The organism is Bradyrhizobium sp. CCH5-F6 (assembly GCF_001556045.1).
Taxonomy (GTDB): Bacteria; Pseudomonadota; Alphaproteobacteria; order Rhizobiales; family Xanthobacteraceae; genus Bradyrhizobium.
The window spans coordinates 22,186-37,822 of the sequence record NZ_LSIC01000185.1 but is presented as its reverse complement, the minus strand read 5'-3'; the positions used below and the strand labels follow the sequence as shown (position 1 = coordinate 37,822).

The window sequence follows — 15,637 nt, the reverse complement described above, 5'->3', positions numbered from 1 at the left end:
TTGGCGTCAGTGCCCGTTGAAACTGCTGCCGCGCACTCCGCCCTCATCCTGAGGGCCCGCCAAAGGCGGGCGTCTCGGAGGATGGCCGCAAAGAAAGCTCTCATCTGCAATAGCCCTGCCGCACGCGGGGAGAGGCGAAAGAGACTCACCGGGCCTCTTCGAATCCCGCCAGCACCGAGGTCAGGTTCGCGCCGAGGATATCCGAGAGATAACCGCCCTCCTGCACGAACACGGTCGGCAGGCCCATCTTCGCGATGGCCTGGCCGATGCGGCGGAAGCCGGGCGTGGTGACGGCCAATCCCTTCAGCGGGTCGTGCTCGGAGGCATCGAGACCGAGCGCGATCACCAGCGCGCCCGGAGCAAAGGATTCGATCGCCTTGCGCGCGAGGTCCAGCGCCCGCATGTAGCCGTCGTCGCCGGTGCCGATGGCGAGGGGAATGTTGAGATTGGTGCCGAGGCCGGGTCCTTCGCCGCGCTCATGGGCGTAGCCCCACACGTACGGGTAGTACGCGACTGGATCGGCATGGATCGAGATCGTGTAGACGTCGGGCCGCGCGTAGAAGATGCCTTGCGTGCCGTTGCCGTGATGGACGTCGACGTCGAGGATCACGACGCGCTCGTGCTTCAGCCGCAGATGCGCCGCCGCGATGGCGCTGTTGTTGAGGAAACAGAACCCGCCGGCCATGTCGCGATAGGCGTGATGCCCGGGCGGACGGCAGAGCGCGTAGGTCGCATCCTCGCCGTCCATCACCATCTGCGCGGCGGTGACCGCGACGTCGGTCGCGGCGCAGGCGGCCGCCCACGTGCCCGGGCCGATCGGCGCCGCGGTATCGGCGGTGTGCCAGCCGAGCTTGCCGACGATGTGGGTGGGATAGGTCGCGGCATGACGCACGGGATGGATGTTGCCGATCATCTCCGGGCCGGAATCGCCGAGCGCGGTCCAGGCGTCCCAGGCTTGGCTCAGGAACGACAGATATTCCGGGCTGTGGATGCGCGCGCGCGGCCCCTGCCCGAATTTCGTCGGCTCGACCAATTGATGCTTGCCGTCCTTCAATCCCTTGAGCAGGCGGTCGGCGCGCTCGGGTTGCTCGGTGGTTCGCTTGACGACGCCGCGAACCAGGAAGAATTGCGGATCGTGGCTGCGATGCAGCTCGGTATGGACGGCCTTCACTCAAACACTCCGTGGTCGCATGCTCTTAAGGTGTGCCACAGATGTCTTGATCCCCGTGGCGGCGAGATGCAAGCAAGAAGAATGCCGCACCTGGCGCGCGGCTCTGCGCCGGAAGCAGATCGCCCGTGATGCTCAGCAGCGGCCGCGCTGGAGGCAGTGCTCGCGCCCCTGCTGGTCGGTGCGGAAGGACTCGATGAAGCCGCCCTGGCGCTGGGTGACGAAGACGGTCTTGCCGTCACTGCCGCCGAAGGCGAGGTTGGTCGGCTCCTTGCCCTTCAGCGCGATCTCCCGCTCGACGGCGCCACTGGGCTTCATCAGCGCGATCGTGCCTTTGAGAATGCGCGCGACATAGAGACGGCCGGAAACGTCGGTGCGCAGACCGTCAACGGTGTCGGGCTGAAACGACTTGACGAGCTTCGCGCCGGTGAGCTCGTTGCCGTTGATCGCATAGGACCAGATCTGGCCGCTGCTGGATTCGCTCACATAGAGCGTCTTGCCGTCCGGGCTGAGATCGATGCCGTTGGTGGTGCCCATCGCGCGCGGCGCAGCCATGATCTGTCCCTGCACGGTGCCGTCGGCACCCTTGGCGATGCGCCAAATGTGTCCCTGGCGGCCCTTCCAGTTCGGATCGCTCGCATAGATCGTCCCGTCGCGCGCGATGGTGATGTCGTTCGGCTGGTTCATTTCGCCGGAGTGAAACCAGACGGCCGGCTCCGTCGCGCCCTTCGGGATGACGAAGATGTTGTGCTTCTTGTAGTCGGCAATGAACATGGTGCCGTTCCGATCGAAACGGATGGCATTGCCGACGCTGCCCTCGGGCAGAACCGTGAATGGCTCCGACGCCGCTCCGCCGGCCGGCAGCCTGCCGATGGTGCCGGGCTTGCCGAGATTGACCACGTAGAGATTGCCGTCGAGGTCGGCAGCGGGCCCTTCGATGCCGAACGTGTATTCGCCGGCGGGCGTCACCTGTGCACTTTCGAACGGCCTGGTCTCGGCCTGGGCGGGCGCGGTCGCGGTGACGAAGAGGATGCTACTCCACAGGCACCAGAAATTCCTGCCGGATGTAATAGCCATTGTCGTCGGTGCATTCGCCATTCAGATAGGGATCGGCCGGCCGGAAGAATCGGCTGAAGCCGGGTTTGTCTACAGCGTTCCTTTGTGTCACGACGACGACCTTGGCGGCCGGTATTTCGCCGCATTCCTTGTTCGTCTTGCCGTAGAACTTGCGCTGCGGCGGACCGGGTTTGATCCGCATCCGCGTGCCCGGGACCATCTTCGCGACGAGCAGATCCGCAGCGTCCAGCAGACGTTTGTAGCCGGGCTCCGTCTTCGGCAGGCTCTCGCCACCCGGCGGCATCAGCCTCTCCGCGCCGAGACCGCGGAGCCGCGTGCGCAGCTTGCCGGCGTCGGGATCGCCCGGATAGATCCAGCCGTCCTGCGACAGCATGAAACGGAGCACGGCCCCGTCCTTCTCCGTCTCTGATTGACCCGGCTTCAGGCCGAAATCCGAGTGGCAACCGGCGCAATGCCTCTCGACGAGGCCCTTGCGCAGCGTGGTGAGCCGGGCGCTGTTCTGCGCGTCTCGCGCCACGAAGGCCGCGAGCTGGTCGATCATGGCCTGGCTGCGCATGTCGCAGGGCAATGGCTGCGGCGCATCGCCCGTGGAGCGATCGATCCGGATCACGGTCTTGTTCTTGTCCTCGACAAGCCAGATCGCGCCGTCCTCCGCCACCGTCATGCCGACGGGCGCGCCTTGCGGCCGCGCGCCGTTGACGCGGTGCCAGCCCGCGATCAGCTCCTCGAACGGCGCGGCAGCGACCTCGCCGAGCTCGGTCTGAAAGCTGCGGGTCGGGTCAGCGGCGCAGCTGACGTGATAGTGCACCGGCGCCGTGGCAGGCTTGGGGAAACCATGATCGTCAACATCATAGATCAGGACACGGCTGCCGGTCGGGCGATAGCCGTGCAGGCCGACCAGAAGCTTGCCTTCCAGCTCCGGAAATCGGGCGCCATGATAATAGAGCATCGCAAGCGGCGCACCGTGTGGCGGCATCAGCGAGAGCGGCGGCTTGTAGAGCGCATTGGCCGTGCAGAGCGATTTGTACTGGCCCGATTGCAGCACGCTCCTGAACTCAGGACTCGGCGTCGACACATCGTAGCAATACGGCCAGCCATAATGCCTGCCCTGCTCGATCGCGTTGATCTCCTCGTTCGGCTTGAAGATGTCAGGCAGGTCGTGGCCGTTCTCGCCCTGGAGGAACGCATAGCCGGGATCTGGAAAATTCCGGTGTAGCGCGAGTGCCATCGAGTTGCGCAGGCCGCGCGCATAGACGGTGTGCGGCGGGTCGGGATCGTTCGGCTTCAATGCCGGAAAGACGCCGCCCGGAGGCGGCGTGAACAGCCAGATCGCGGCCATTGCGGAGGCGCCTTCGGCTGCGGCGCAGGGCTTCGTGATCGGCGCACGCGTGATGCAGTCGTCGCTGTGCGAGCCGACATTGACGAACAGCCGCCCCTTCCTGTCGAAGACGAACTGCTTGAGCGGGTGCGCGCTTTCGTCGAGCCTCGTGCCGTCGGGCAGCGTGATCCGGCGGCCGGGCATGTGGCGGATGATGGTCTCGACCGTGCTGCGTGGGTTGTCGGCGAGCGGATCGAACCGGAAGATCGTCTCGGCGGTCGAGGCATAGAGCTTCCTGTCCGGGCCGATCACGAGGCCGAACGGGTATTCGAGTCCCGTCAGCAGCTCCTTGAAGCGTCGCTCCTGGGGCGCGTGCGGGTCGAGCAGCAGCAGCCGCCCGTCGGTGTGGCCCCACCCGCCCATGTCGGCCACCACGAACAGGTCACGGCCGGGCACCTGGATGATCGAGCGCGGGAATTTCAGGCGGTCCTCTTCGCTGGCGACGAGGCCGGCGCAGTATCCCGCTCTCATGTCGATCTGGATTCTGGGAAAGGCGAGATCGTCGCTGCCGCAGAGTTCCGTGCCGATCGCGTAGCCGCTCTTCCTGATCGGCTCGGACGAAGCCGGGGCGAAGCCGAGCAGCGCTCCGGTGATGGCCGCCGCGAACACGCGCAAGCTTCGGCGTTCGCTCAGGAATGTGAACAGGTTCACGGTGCCCCCGAATTTCCTGGAGAACTTGTTCCATGTCGCCGGAACGCCGTCCAGTTGATCATCACCCGCCTGTGATGAAACCTGTTGTGGCTTCCGCGGCGACCAATCTCCGTAGATTTCCTTACCGGGTTCGACCCGAATGTCTCGCGAATGCCTCGGGTGGTATCGGTTTGCCGTCCCGATCGCTCTCACAGGAGGCGCACATGGTCCAGGTCTATTTCCACTGCTCCAATACCGAGGGCACGCTGATCGACCGTTCCGGCGCCGCCGTGTCCAATCTCACCGAGGCCCGCGACCATGCCGCCCAGATCATGCGGTCGATGATCCAGACGCCGAGCAGCGAGGATTGGCGCGACTGGGTGATTCATGTCAGCGACGACGATGGCGAGGAGATCTTCGATCTCCCCTTCACCGCCATGCTCGGCAAGCCGCATTGAGGTGATGCCATGTTGCTCGCGTCCTTGAGCCTGCTCCGCCAACCGCTGAACTTCGTCGCCACCAAATGGCAGACGCTGATGCGCGTCGCAGGCAACCCTTACCGTCCCGAGCTGCATTACATGCGCGGACCTGGCCCGAAATGGCACGCCAAGTATCAGGCCAGCCGGCTGGACCGCTCACTCTGAACGCGGTCCACTCTCCTGACAGACCGCTCTCTCCACGCGTCATGCCCGGGCTTGTCTCGGCCATGACAAGCCCCGGGGAAACGCTTCCCGACCTCACTGCCCCGTAAACCTCGCCTTGCGCTTCTCGACGAAGGCGTTGCGGCCTTCGATGGCATCGGCGCTCTTGCGGATCGTGGCTTGAAGCTCGATCTCGCGGCGGAACTGCGCCTCGTAGGTCGCATGCTCGCTCTCCTCGATGAGCGCGCGCGTTGCGACCAAAGCGCGCGTCGGTCCCTCGGCGAGGCGGCGGGCCAGGGCGAGCGCCTCCTCCATCAGCTTCGCGTCCTCGACGACCTGCCGCACCAGGCCGATCTCCTGGGCGCGTTCGGCCGTAAGCGGCTCGTTCAGGAGCATCAGCTCGAGCGCGCGCTGCCGGCCGATCAGCCGCGGCAGCAGCCAGGTCGAGCCGAGATCCGGCACAAGCGCAATGCGGCTGAACACCTGGATGAAGCTTGCAGACTTCGCCGCCACGATCATGTCGCCGGCCATCGCGAGGCTGAAGCCGCCGCCGGCCGCGACGCCATTGACGGCGACGACGACGGGCACGCGGCACTCGCGCAAGGCCTTGAAGGCGGGCCAGTAGAAGCGCATCACGCCGGCGGCGATGTCCTCGCCGAGCGCCTCCGAGGCCTTCAGGTTCTGGCCCGAGCAGAACCCGCGCCCCTCTCCGGTGAGGACAAGGGCGCGAACGTCCTCGTCCTTCGTCATCTCCGCAACGGCGGCGGCGAGCGCGCCGAGCAGGTCCGGGGTCATCGCATTCAGGCTGGCCGGCTCGTCGAGGCTCAAGATCCCGACCGCACCATCCCGCGCCTGTTTCACACCAGCCATGTCGCCTCTCCCTTTTGATGTTCTCGTTGGCTCCGATGTGCCATTGTCCGCGCGCTCCGCCAATCGCGTAGCGTCGACCTCAACGCAGCACATAAGACGTCATCATGCCTCATCAGTTCAGCTTCAACCAAACCGTCCGCAAGTCGGCAATCACATCCAAAGGCGGCATCGTCGCGGCGCAATCGCGACGCGCGGCCGAGGTCGGAGCACAGGTGTTGGCCGCGGGAGGCGATTGCGTGGACGCGGTCGTCGCAACCACGTTTGCCCTGAACGTGCTGGAGCCCTGGAACAGCGGAATCGGCGGCGGCGGTGCGATGGTGCTCTACCGTGCGAAGGAAAATCGCTACGAGGTGATCGACTACGGCATGTGCGCGCCGCAGAGCCTGCGTATTTCGGACTATCCACTCAGCGGCGAGGGCGCAGCCTCGGACCTGTTTCCCTGGCCGCGCGTGAAGGACGATCGCAACATCCACGGCCCGGGCGCAATCGCCGTGCCCGGCGTTGTCGCGGGCATGGAGGAGGCGCATCGCCGCCACGCCAAGCTGCCGTGGAAGGATCTGGTGGCTCCCGGCGCGGCGCTCGCCGGCGAAGGCATGCTGGTGGATTGGTGGACAACGCTGATGATCACCAGCGGAGCCGCGGATCTCAGGCGCTATCCAGCCAGCGCGGCCAGCTATCTGAAGGACGGCCTGCCGCCCAGCGCGCCATGGGGCATCAAATCGCAGACGCGACTGCGTCTCGACACGCTGCAGGCAACCCTGACTCGGCTCGCCGAAGCCGGCCCGCGTGATTTCTACCAGGGCGACATCGCGCGGAGCATTGCTTCGGACATCGGCGCCGATGGCGGCGCGCTGTCGGTAGAGGATCTCGCCGCCTTCCGGGCGCATTCGCGCGAGGCGCTGGCGATCCCCTACCGCGGCGGAAGAGTGCTGGCGACGCCCGAGCTCACCGCCGGGCCGACGCTGGCACATGCGCTGCGACTGTTGCAGCAGAACCTCAAACCGGCAGGCCAGCCCGATGCGACCACTTACGCCGACTATGCCGCCGCGCTGCAATCGGCCTATCGCGAGCGACTGAACGACATGGGCGATGCCGCCGGCAAGCGCGCGCTCGGGGCCGAATATCTGGCGCCGGCTTGCACCACGCATTTCTCGGTGGTCGACCGTCACGGCAACATGGCCGCGGTGACGCAGACGCTGCTGTCCCTGTTCGGCTCCAAATACGTGACGCCGCACACCGGCATCGCGATGAATAACGGCATCATGTGGTTTGACCCGACGCCGGGCACCACGAATTCTCTGGCTCCGGGCAAACGCTGTCTCACCAATTACACGCCCGTCATCGCCGAAGCCGCCGACGGCAGGCGGCTGGCGATCGGCGCTTCCGGCGGCCGCCGCATCCTGCCGTCCGTGATGCAGCTCGTGTCCTTTGCCATGGACTACGGCATGCAGCTCGAGGCCGCCCTGCATCAGCCGCGCATCGACGCCAGCGAAGGCGCCGTCGTGATCGGCGACGGCCGGCTGCCGGCGGACGTGCGCAAGGAGCTCGCAGCCCGCTTCGACTACGAGGAAGCGCTGGTGCAGTCGCTGCCGCCGAAATTCGCCTGCCCGAGCGTGGTGATGCGCGAGGGCGACACGAATTTTGGGGCGGTCGAGATCTTTCACCCCTGGTCCGACGCGGTCGCGGAAGACTGAGCTCGCATGCGAGATGATGCCAGCGCGCGTTGAGCCCTTGCGCGATGACGTATCCGCGCGAGCGTCACGACTCCTCCACATTCGCAAGGAACCTAGCTGCCGACAGTTCGTTCATTGAACGGACAAATGCGCTCGCCCATTTGGAGGACATGATGAAGAAACTCGCGCTCGCCGCGTCGCTGATCATCGCGGCCGGCTTCACGTTGACGAGCCCTGCACTGGCCAAGGGCGGACATGGCGGCGGTCATGGCCATGGTCATGGCCACGGTCATTCGATGGGCCGTCATCACCACGGCACGCCCCCCGGATGGTCGCACGGACGCAAGGTCGGCTGGCGCGGTCACGGCTGCCCGCCCGGCCTGTGGAAGCAAGGCCGCTGCTGAGGTCTAGCTGCCGATCATTGCAAGGCGCAGCCCTTGATCGGGAGGCGCCTTCTCACATGCCGAGCCGATCGCGCACGCGGCAACCTTCGAGTGCAAGCGAAGCAATCCAGACTTTCGCCGTAGAGGCATTCTGGATTGCTTCGTCGCAAGAGCTCCTCGCAATGACGCGGAGAGAGTTTCACCCGAAGCGGTGACTATACCTGTCCACCGTCAGCGCGCTGACGTCGATCTCCGGCTTCTTGCCTGACAGCATGTCGGCGAGCACCCGGCCAGAGCCGCAGGACATCGTCCAGCCCAGCGTGCCGTGGCCGGTGTTGAGGTGGAGATTGGCGTATTGCGTCGGGCCGATCACAGGCGGGCCGTCCGGCGTCATCGGACGCAGGCCGCTCCAGAACGTCGCCTTGGCGAGATCGCCGCCGCGCGGAAACAGGTCGGTCAACGAATGGTCGAGCGTGGCGCGCCGCGCGTCATAGAGCTTGTCCGAATAGCCCGAGATTTCCGCCGTGCCGCCGACGCGGATGCGATCGCCGAGGCGGGTGATCGCAACCTTGTAGCTCTCGTCCATCACGGTGGATTCCGGCGCGCCGGAGGCGTCCTTGATCGGCACCGTGATCGAGTAGCCCTTGACCGGATAGACCGGCAACGAGATGCCGAGCGGCGCCACCAGCCGCGACGACCAGCTGCCGAGCGCGAGCACGTAAGCGTCCGCCTGCAACAGGCCGGCGCTGGTCGCAACGCCGCTGACGCGGGCGCCCTCGGTGACGATGCGGTCGATGCCGGTGTTGAACATGAAGCGCACGCCGAGCGCCTGGGCATGCCTGGCGAGCGCCTGCGTGAACATGTGGCAGTCGCCGGTCTCGTCCTGCGGCAGGCGAAGGCCGCCGACGAACTTCTCCTTCACGCCTGATAGCGCCGGCTCGACCGCGATGCAGCCCTCGCGGCTCAGCACCTCGAAGGGAACGCCGTATTGCTTGAGCACCGCGATGTCTTCACCGGTGCCGTCGAGCTGCGCCTGGTAGCGGAACAGCTGGAGCGTGCCCTGTGCGCGATCGTCATACTGGATGCCGATGTCGCGGCGCAGGTCGCGCAGGCAATCGCGGCTATATTCCGCGATCGGAATCATCCGGCTCTTGTTGACCGCGTAGCGCTCGCTTGTGCAGTTGCGCAGCATCTTGAGCAGCCAGACCCACATCACGGGATCGAGCTTGGGCCGGATCACCAGCGGGCCGTGCTTCATCAAGAGCCACTTGACCGCCTTCACCGGCACGCCGGGACCGGCCCAGGGCGAGGAATAGCCGGGCGACACCTCGCCGGCATTGGCGAAAGAGGTCTCCAGTGCCGGCTCCGGCTGACGGTCGACGACCGTCACGTCATGACCGGCACGTGCGAGGTAGTAGGCAGAGGTGACACCGATGACACCGCTACCGAGGATCAGAACTTTCACGCTTCGTCAAACTCCCGCGGCATCACGCTCGCCGCTGCAAGGAAACAACTCGCAACGGCGAGAGCAATTATCAGGCCACCCGCTTGATGGCATCGCCGAGGATCGAGACCATCTGGTCGATGTGGCTCTTCTCGACGATGAGCGGGGGCGACATCGCAACGGAGTCGCCGCCGGTGCGAAGGTAGAGGCCGTTGTTGAAGCAATCGACCAGCATGTCGTAGCCGCGCGCGCCGACCACGCCGTCGCGCGGCGCCAGCTCGACCGCGCCCATCAGGCCGCAATTGCGGATGTCGACGACGTTCGGCAGGCCCTTCAGCGAATGCAGCGCATCGCGCCAGTATTCGGCGAGCGAGGCACCGCGCGTGAGCAGGCCCTCGTCCTTGTAGATGTCGAGGGTCGCGATGCCGGCGGCACAGGCCACCGGATGCGCCGAATAGGTGTAGCCGTGGAACAGCTCGATCGTGTTCTCCGGGCCGTTCATCATGCCGTCGTAGATCTTGCGGCTGGCGAACACCGCGCCGCAGGGCACGGTGCCGTTGGTGATGCCCTTGGCGGTCGTCATCAGGTCCGGCGTGACGCCGAAGAAGTTGGCGGCAAACGGGGTGCCGAGGCGGCCGAAGCCGGTGATGACCTCGTCGAAGATCAGCAGGATGCCGTGCTTGTCGCAGATCGCGCGCAGGCGCTGGAGATAGTTCTTCGGCGGCGGCAGCACCGCGGTCGAGCCCGGCACCGGCTCGACGATGACGGCGGCGATGGTCTCGGCGCCGTGCAGGGCCACCAGACGCTCGAGATCGTCGGCGAGCTCGGCGCCATGCTCGGGCAGGTCCTTGGCGAAGGCGTTGCGGGTGAGATCATGGGTGTGGCGGATGTGGTCGACGCCCGGCAGGAGGGTGGTGAAGGCGCGGCGGTTGGCAACCATGCCGCCGACCGAGGTGCCGCCGAAGCCGACGCCGTGATAACCGCGCTCGCGGCCGATCAGGCGGGTGCGGCTCGCCTGGCCGTTGGCGCGGTGATAGGCGAGCGCGATCTTCAGCGCGGTGTCGACCGACTCGGAGCCGGAGTTGGTGAAGAAGACGCGGTCGAGGCCCTTCGGCGCGATCTCGGCGAGCCGCTCGGCGAAGTCGAACGCCAGCGGATGGCCCATCTGGAACGACGGCGCGAAGTCCAGCGTCATCAGCTGCCGCTCGACGGCGGCGGCGATCTGCTTGCGGCCGTGGCCGGCATTGACGCACCAGAGGCCGGCGGAGCCATCGATCACCTGGCGGCCGTCGACGCTGGTGTAGTACATGCCCTCGGCCGAGGAGAACAGGCGCGGCGACTTCTTGAACTGCCGGTTGGCCGTGAACGGCATCCAGTATGAATCGGTCTTGATGGTGTTCGGGATCTGATGAAGGGTCACGGCCGCGCTCCTTTGCTGACCCCATAGCTGAGCCACGCTTTCGGAACCGCAACAAGTCCTTTTCTGGCAAGCTGCAAGCCATTGATCCGACTGGCCCCTCCGGTCCATATTTGCGCGATCCGCAACACCTGCAACAGGGGCAAGCTGCATGAGCGTCGACATCGGTGGACGGCTGCGATTCATCCGGGCGCGCCACAAGCTGTCGCAGCGCGAGCTCGCCAAGCGCGCCGGCGTCACCAATTCGACGATCTCGCTGATCGAGTCCAACCAGATGAACCCCTCGGTCGGCGCGCTCAAGCGCATCCTCGACGGCATTCCGATGGGGCTCGCCGAGTTCTTCGCGCTGGAGCCGGAATCGAGGCGCAAGATCTTTTACCGCGCGGAAGAGCTGACCGAGGTCGGCAAGAAGCCGATCTCGTATCGGCAAGTCGGCGACAATCTGTTCGGCCGCAGCCTCCAGATCCTGAAGGAGCGTTACGAGCCGGGGAGCGACACCGGGCGCGTCCACCTGGTCCATGACGGCGAGGAAGGCGGCATCGTGATCTCGGGCAAGCTCGAGGTCACCGTCGAGGACGAGCGCCGCATCCTCAACCCGGGCGATGCCTATTATTTCGAGAGCCGCCGTCCGCATCGCTTCCGCTGTGTCGGCGGCAAGCCCTGCGAAGTCATCTCGGCCTGCACGCCGCCGACCTTCTGAGGAGCCTGCGCGTTCGATCTCCGCGTCACACCTCGGTCGAGAACATCAAATCCGGATTAATACGGGGCGTCGGCGGCACGAAATTCGAACCGCGCTTGAGCCACCTCAATTTCCGCTCGCGGCATCTCTCCTATTATCGAGTCCGTAGCCGAGCAGCCTCGCAAAGGTGCTGAGGTTATGGCCCCGGACTCCTAGGCACTCCGGGGCCGCTTCGCAACGGGGTACGCCATGAAGACCACGCTCGCAAATGCCGAACCCGCACTGGACGAAGTGCAGCGCGACACCGACAAGCTCCACTCGCAGGAGCTGCGCAAGACCATCGAGCAATACATCGAAGCGCAGAAGGAGGCGCTCAAGGCCCTCCGCAGGAAACTGAACTGACGCGCGACGGCGGGGCGAGCTTGTCTCGCCCCGCCCGCCGCCTCAGCGCTGCGTCAGCAATTGCTCGATCCGGACCGGGAAGCGGCGGACACGCACGCCGGTCGCGTGCCAGACCGCATTGGCAACCGCACCGGCGCTGCCGGTGATGCCGATCTCGCCGACGCCCTTGATGCCGAGCGCATTGACGTGCGGATCGTGCTCCTCGACCGTGATCACGTCGAGCGGCGGCACGTCGGCATTCACGGGGACGTGGTACTCGCCGAGATTGGCGTTCATGATCCGGCCCGTGCGGCGGTCGGTGATCGCCTCCTCGTGCAGTGCGAACGACAGGCCCCAGATCATGCCGCCGAACAGCTGGCTCTGGACCATGCGAGGATTGACGATGCGTCCCGCAGCGAACGCGCCGACCATGCGGGTGGCGCGGACCTGGCCGAGCTCGGGATCGACCTTCACCTCCGCGAACACCGCACCATGGGCGTGCATCGCATATTCCTCCATCGCTGCGGGGTTCGGCGCGCCGGTGCCGCGCGCCTCGACCTCGGCGACACCGGCGCGGGCGAGAATCTCGGCGTAGCTCTCGCCACGGCTTTGGTCGTCACGGCGCAGCAACCGGCCGTCGCGCGCGATCACGCCGGCATTGCCGGCGCCGAACAGCGGCGAACGCTCGTCACCCGTCGCGAGATCGGCGAGCTTGGCAATCACGGCCGCACCGGCACTGTGGATCGCCGCCCCCGCCGTCGCGGTGTGCGCCGAGCCGCCGGCGATCCCGGCATCGGGCAGATCGGATGTGCCGGCCTTGAACTCGACGCGATCGATGTCGAGCCCGAGTTCGTCGGCCGCGATCTGGGCCAGCGCCGTCCAGGCGCCCTGCCCCATGTCATGCGCGCCGATCTCCATGGCGCCCGAACCGTCACGGCGGATCACGGCACGCGCCTCGGCCTGGAACATCAACGCCGGGAAGGTGGCGGTGCCCATGCCCCAGCCGACCAGCAGGCCGGCCTCGTCGCGCATCTGCCGCGGCTGGAGCGGACGTTTCGCCCAGCCGAACCGTGCCGCGCCCTGCTCGTAGCAGGCGCGCAGCGCCTTCGAGGAGAACGGCTTGCCGGTGATCGGCTCGACCTCGGCGTAGTTCTTGAGGCGAAAAGCGAGCGGATCCATGCCGCAGGCCCAGGCCATCTCGTCGATCGCGCTTTCCAGCGCGATCGAGCCGGTCGCCTCGCCCGGCGCCCGCATGAACAGCGGCGTGCCGGTGTTGACGCGCACGGCATCGTGCGAGGTGCGGATCGCGGGCGCCGCATAGAGCGTGTGCGAGGCATCGGCGGCGGGCTCGTAGAAATCGTCGAAGGTGCTCGACACGGTCCTGGCGTGATGATCGAGCGCCGTCAGGCGTCCCTCGCCGTCCGTACCAAGGCGCAGGCGTTGGCGCGTCGGCGCGCGGTGGCCGACGGGGCCATACATCTGCTCGCGACGTAGCACGAGCTTGACCGGCTTGCCGACCAGCTTGGCGGCCATGATGCCGAGGGTCTGCGGGCCGGCCATGAATCCCTTGGAGCCGAAACCACCGCCGAGGAACGGACTGCGGATGTGGATCTTGTCGTGCGCGATGCCGAACAATTCGGCGATGCGCGCCAGCGACAGCATCAGGCCCTGGGTCGGCATGTCCACCGACAGCCTGTCGCCGTCCCAGTGCGCCACGATCGCATGCGGCTCCATCGCGTTGTGATATTGCGGCGGCGTTTCGTAAGTTGCGTCGATCTGCTTCTCGGTCGAGGCGAGGCCTGCCTCGACATCGCCGCGGTGGCTTTCCGTGGGATTGCCGACGCCGACGACCGGCGGCACGAAGCTGTCGCCGGCATCGAGGCCAATGAGCGCAGGCAACTCTTCGTAACGCGGCGCCAGCAACGCCGCTCCTTCCGTCGCGGCCTCCAGCGTCTCCGCGATCACCACGGCGATGGGCTGGTTGGCGTAGCGGACCTCGTCGCTCTGCAACACCTCCATCCGGAAGACGAAGGGATTGGTCTTGGTCTCGGGATCGATCGCGAGCGGCGGCTTGTGGCTCGGCGTCATGACGTCGACGACGCCGGGATGACGCTTGGCTGCCGCGACATCGAGCGAGACCACGCGGCCGCGCGCGATGCTGGACGCAGCGATCACCGCGAACAGCATGCCGGGCGGATGATTGTCGGCGGCATAGGTCGCTCGCCCCGTGACCTTGAGGATGCCGTCACGGCGGGTCAGCGGCTGGCCGATGTTCGAACCGTGCCGCAGATGGGCGGGCGCGCTGGAGAGATTGAGCTCAGGCATGGATGGCTCCGGAAGTGGAGGCAAAGGGAGACGCCGGCAGCGCGGGGAGACGCGCAGGCGTACCGGCGGCGGCGAGGGACAGCGCGCGCACGACGATGCGGCGCGCCAGCTCGATCTTGAAGGCGTTATCGCCGGACGGCTTTGCGTCGGCGAGCGCACGCCAGGCGGCTTCCTGGAACGCGTCGGCCGTAGGCGCTACGTTCCTGAGCACGTCTTCCGCTGCCCGAGTGCGCCAGGGCTTTGCGGCGACGCCGCCGAGCGCGAGGCGCGCCTCCGCGATCTTGCCGTTCTCGATCCGCAGCGCGGCAGCGGCCGAGACGACGGCGAAGGCGTAGGAGGTACGCTCGCGGACCTTGAGGTAGCGCGCATGCGCGGAGAATCCGCGCGCTGCGGGCGGCAGGCGCACTGCGACGATGAGATCGCCGGGCTCAAGGGCGGACTCGCGCTCGGGCGCATCGCCGGGCAGGCGATGCAGTTCTTCGAGCGCGATCTCGCGACGGCCGTTCCTGCCCTCGATCTCGACGACGGCGTCGAGCGCGACCAGTGGCACGCAGAAATCCGACGGATGCGTGGCGATGCAGCTCTCGCTCCAGCCGAGCACGGCGTGACTGCGGTTCTCGCCCTCGCGCGCGTCGCAGCCGCTGCCGGCCTCGCGCTTGTTGCAGCGGCTGGCGGTATCGTAGAAATACGCGCAGCGCGTCCGTTGCAAGAGGTTGCCGCCCACGGTTGCGGCATTGCGCAACTGAGCCGACGCGCCGGAGAGCAAGGCTTCGGCGACGGCGGGATAGGATCTCGCAAAGTCAGGGTCATGCGCGAGATCGGCGTTGCTCACCAGCGCACCGATGCGCAACGACCCGTCGGCGAGAGTCTCGATTTGATCGAGCCCGTCGAGATGCGTGACGTCGACCAGCCGGTCCGGTCGGCTGACGCCGCCCTTCATGAGGTCGAGCAGGTTGGTGCCGGCAGCGAGATAAACCGCGCCCGGCTGCGCGGCAGCAGCAACGGCCTCGGCGACCGTGGCCGGCCTGACATAGTCGAACGGTTTCATGCGGAGCGCCTCTGATTGGTTTCGTCCATCCCGGCCTGCGCTTCCAGCACGGCCTCGACGATGCCGGCATAGGCGCCGCAGCGGCACAGATTGCCGCTCATGCATTCGCGGATGCGCTCGGGATCGTTGCCGGCTTGCGCCTCGCTCATCATGCCGATCGCGCTCATGATCTGGCCGGGCGTGCAGAAGCCGCACTGAAAGCCGTCATGGGCGATGAAGGCGGCCTGCACGGGATGAAGCTGGTCGCCGCGGGCGACCCCTTCGATGGTGAGGATGTCGGCCCCGTCGTGGCTGATGGCGAGCGCGAGACAGGAGTTGATGCGCTTGCCGTCGACGAGAACGGTGCAGGCGCCGCACTGGCCGCGGTCGCATCCCTTCTTGGTTCCGGTCAGATGGAGGCGCTCACGCAGGAGATCGAGCAGCGTGACGCGCGGATCGTCGAGGACGAAATCGCGCCGCGCACCGTTCACGGTAAGGCTGATGGAGTGGTTCATACAAGGCTCCGATCAGATTTGGACATGGG

Annotated in this window: 15 protein-coding genes; 6 read left to right on the top strand and 9 right to left on the bottom strand. The window is 66.6% G+C overall.

Annotation, left to right across the window (positions count from 1 at the left end; translation table 11 throughout):
- Positions 1–145: 145 nt before the first annotated feature.
- From AX729_RS31965 to AX729_RS31955, 3 genes are all read right to left on the bottom strand, one after another.
- Positions 146–1,171 (bottom strand): histone deacetylase family protein, encoded by a 1,026-nt coding sequence (locus AX729_RS31965; RefSeq protein ID WP_061028156.1) that lies wholly within the window; start codon positions 1,169–1,171, stop codon positions 146–148.
- Between the two features lie 132 nt (positions 1,172–1,303).
- The gene (locus tag AX729_RS31960; RefSeq protein WP_061028155.1) at positions 1,304–2,245 is read right to left on the bottom strand and encodes an SMP-30/gluconolactonase/LRE family protein; all 942 of its coding nucleotides are present in this window, start codon (positions 2,243–2,245) and stop codon (positions 1,304–1,306) included.
- Positions 2,202–4,274 carry a PQQ-dependent sugar dehydrogenase gene (locus AX729_RS31955; RefSeq protein ID WP_061028154.1) on the bottom strand — a complete coding sequence of 691 codons (2,073 nt, stop codon included), beginning with the start codon at positions 4,272–4,274 and terminating at the stop codon, positions 2,202–2,204. Before AX729_RS31955 ends, AX729_RS31960 begins: the two co-directional genes overlap by 44 nt.
- Positions 4,275–4,477: 203 nt before the next feature.
- Between AX729_RS31955 and AX729_RS31950 the strand changes: the two genes are divergently transcribed.
- Together AX729_RS31950 and AX729_RS40780 are read left to right on the top strand one after the other, a co-directional pair.
- Positions 4,478–4,711: a DUF6894 family protein gene (locus AX729_RS31950; RefSeq protein ID WP_061028153.1), complete on the top strand. Its 234-nt coding sequence runs from the start codon at positions 4,478–4,480 to the stop codon at positions 4,709–4,711.
- A 9-nt stretch (positions 4,712–4,720) separates the two neighbouring features.
- Positions 4,721–4,897, top strand: a complete 177-nt coding sequence (locus AX729_RS40780) for a hypothetical protein (RefSeq protein WP_197433727.1) — start codon at positions 4,721–4,723, stop codon at positions 4,895–4,897.
- Positions 4,898–4,990: 93 nt separating this feature from the next.
- Here the strand turns inward: AX729_RS40780 and AX729_RS31945 are convergent, their stop codons facing one another.
- Positions 4,991–5,764 (bottom strand): enoyl-CoA hydratase-related protein, encoded by a 774-nt coding sequence (locus AX729_RS31945; RefSeq protein WP_061028152.1) that lies wholly within the window; start codon positions 5,762–5,764, stop codon positions 4,991–4,993.
- A gap of 104 nt (positions 5,765–5,868) precedes the next feature.
- On the opposite strand from AX729_RS31945, the gene AX729_RS31940 reads away from it, so the two are divergent.
- Positions 5,869–7,458, top strand: a complete 1,590-nt coding sequence (locus tag AX729_RS31940) for a gamma-glutamyltransferase family protein (RefSeq protein ID WP_061028151.1) — start codon at positions 5,869–5,871, stop codon at positions 7,456–7,458.
- A gap of 152 nt (positions 7,459–7,610) precedes the next feature.
- Complete coding sequence (locus AX729_RS31935) at positions 7,611–7,841, top strand: hypothetical protein (protein ID WP_197433726.1); 231 nt, start codon at positions 7,611–7,613, stop codon at positions 7,839–7,841.
- Positions 7,842–8,019: 178 nt separating this feature from the next.
- Here the strand turns inward: AX729_RS31935 and AX729_RS31930 are convergent, their stop codons facing one another.
- A complete protein-coding gene (locus AX729_RS31930; protein WP_061028149.1) occupies positions 8,020–9,285 on the bottom strand; it encodes a D-amino acid dehydrogenase in 1,266 nt (421 codons plus the stop codon).
- Positions 9,286–9,355: 70 nt separating this feature from the next.
- Positions 9,356–10,684: an omega-aminotransferase AptA gene (aptA, locus tag AX729_RS31925; protein ID WP_061028148.1), complete on the bottom strand. Its 1,329-nt coding sequence runs from the start codon at positions 10,682–10,684 to the stop codon at positions 9,356–9,358.
- Positions 10,685–10,832: 148 nt separating this feature from the next.
- On the opposite strand from aptA, the gene AX729_RS31920 reads away from it, so the two are divergent.
- Together AX729_RS31920 and AX729_RS40775 are read left to right on the top strand one after the other, a co-directional pair.
- Entirely contained in the window at positions 10,833–11,381 is a 549-nt protein-coding gene (locus AX729_RS31920) for a cupin domain-containing protein (RefSeq protein WP_018646206.1), read from the top strand.
- 228 nt (positions 11,382–11,609) lie between these two features.
- Entirely contained in the window at positions 11,610–11,762 is a 153-nt protein-coding gene (locus AX729_RS40775; protein ID WP_197433725.1) for a hypothetical protein, read from the top strand.
- 42 nt (positions 11,763–11,804) lie between these two features.
- Here the strand turns inward: AX729_RS40775 and AX729_RS31915 are convergent, their stop codons facing one another.
- The 3 genes from AX729_RS31915 to AX729_RS31905 are packed head-to-tail and all read right to left on the bottom strand — an operon-like array spanning position 11,805 to position 15,608.
- Positions 11,805–14,066 (bottom strand): xanthine dehydrogenase family protein molybdopterin-binding subunit, encoded by a 2,262-nt coding sequence (locus AX729_RS31915; RefSeq protein ID WP_061028147.1) that lies wholly within the window; start codon positions 14,064–14,066, stop codon positions 11,805–11,807.
- A complete protein-coding gene (locus tag AX729_RS31910; RefSeq protein WP_061028146.1) occupies positions 14,059–15,114 on the bottom strand; it encodes an FAD binding domain-containing protein in 1,056 nt (351 codons plus the stop codon). The genes AX729_RS31915 and AX729_RS31910 overlap by 8 nt, the downstream gene beginning before the upstream one ends.
- Positions 15,111–15,608 (bottom strand): (2Fe-2S)-binding protein, encoded by a 498-nt coding sequence (locus tag AX729_RS31905; protein WP_061028145.1) that lies wholly within the window; start codon positions 15,606–15,608, stop codon positions 15,111–15,113. Before AX729_RS31905 ends, AX729_RS31910 begins: the two co-directional genes overlap by 4 nt.
- Between the last annotated feature and the right edge of the window lie 29 nt (positions 15,609–15,637).

Excerpts from the sequence above, each read along its gene's own strand:
- AX729_RS31940 (WP_061028151.1), top strand. The coding sequence starts at position 5,869 with ATGCCTCATCAGTTCAGCTTCAACCAAACCGTCCGCAAGTCGGCAATC.
- AX729_RS31915 (WP_061028147.1), bottom strand. The coding sequence starts at position 14,066 with ATGCCTGAGCTCAATCTCTCCAGCGCGCCCGCCCATCTGCGGCACGGT.
- AX729_RS31910 (WP_061028146.1), bottom strand. The coding sequence starts at position 15,114 with ATGAAACCGTTCGACTATGTCAGGCCGGCCACGGTCGCCGAGGCCGTT.
- AX729_RS40780 (WP_197433727.1), top strand. The coding sequence starts at position 4,721 with ATGTTGCTCGCGTCCTTGAGCCTGCTCCGCCAACCGCTGAACTTCGTC.
- AX729_RS31950 (WP_061028153.1), top strand. The coding sequence starts at position 4,478 with ATGGTCCAGGTCTATTTCCACTGCTCCAATACCGAGGGCACGCTGATC.
- AX729_RS40775 (WP_197433725.1), top strand. The coding sequence starts at position 11,610 with ATGAAGACCACGCTCGCAAATGCCGAACCCGCACTGGACGAAGTGCAG.
- AX729_RS31960 (WP_061028155.1), bottom strand. The coding sequence starts at position 2,245 with ATGGCTATTACATCCGGCAGGAATTTCTGGTGCCTGTGGAGTAGCATC.
- AX729_RS31920 (WP_018646206.1), top strand. The coding sequence starts at position 10,833 with ATGAGCGTCGACATCGGTGGACGGCTGCGATTCATCCGGGCGCGCCAC.
- AX729_RS31935 (WP_197433726.1), top strand. The coding sequence starts at position 7,611 with ATGAAGAAACTCGCGCTCGCCGCGTCGCTGATCATCGCGGCCGGCTTC.
- AX729_RS31945 (WP_061028152.1), bottom strand. The coding sequence starts at position 5,764 with ATGGCTGGTGTGAAACAGGCGCGGGATGGTGCGGTCGGGATCTTGAGC.
- AX729_RS31905 (WP_061028145.1), bottom strand. The coding sequence starts at position 15,608 with ATGAACCACTCCATCAGCCTTACCGTGAACGGTGCGCGGCGCGATTTC.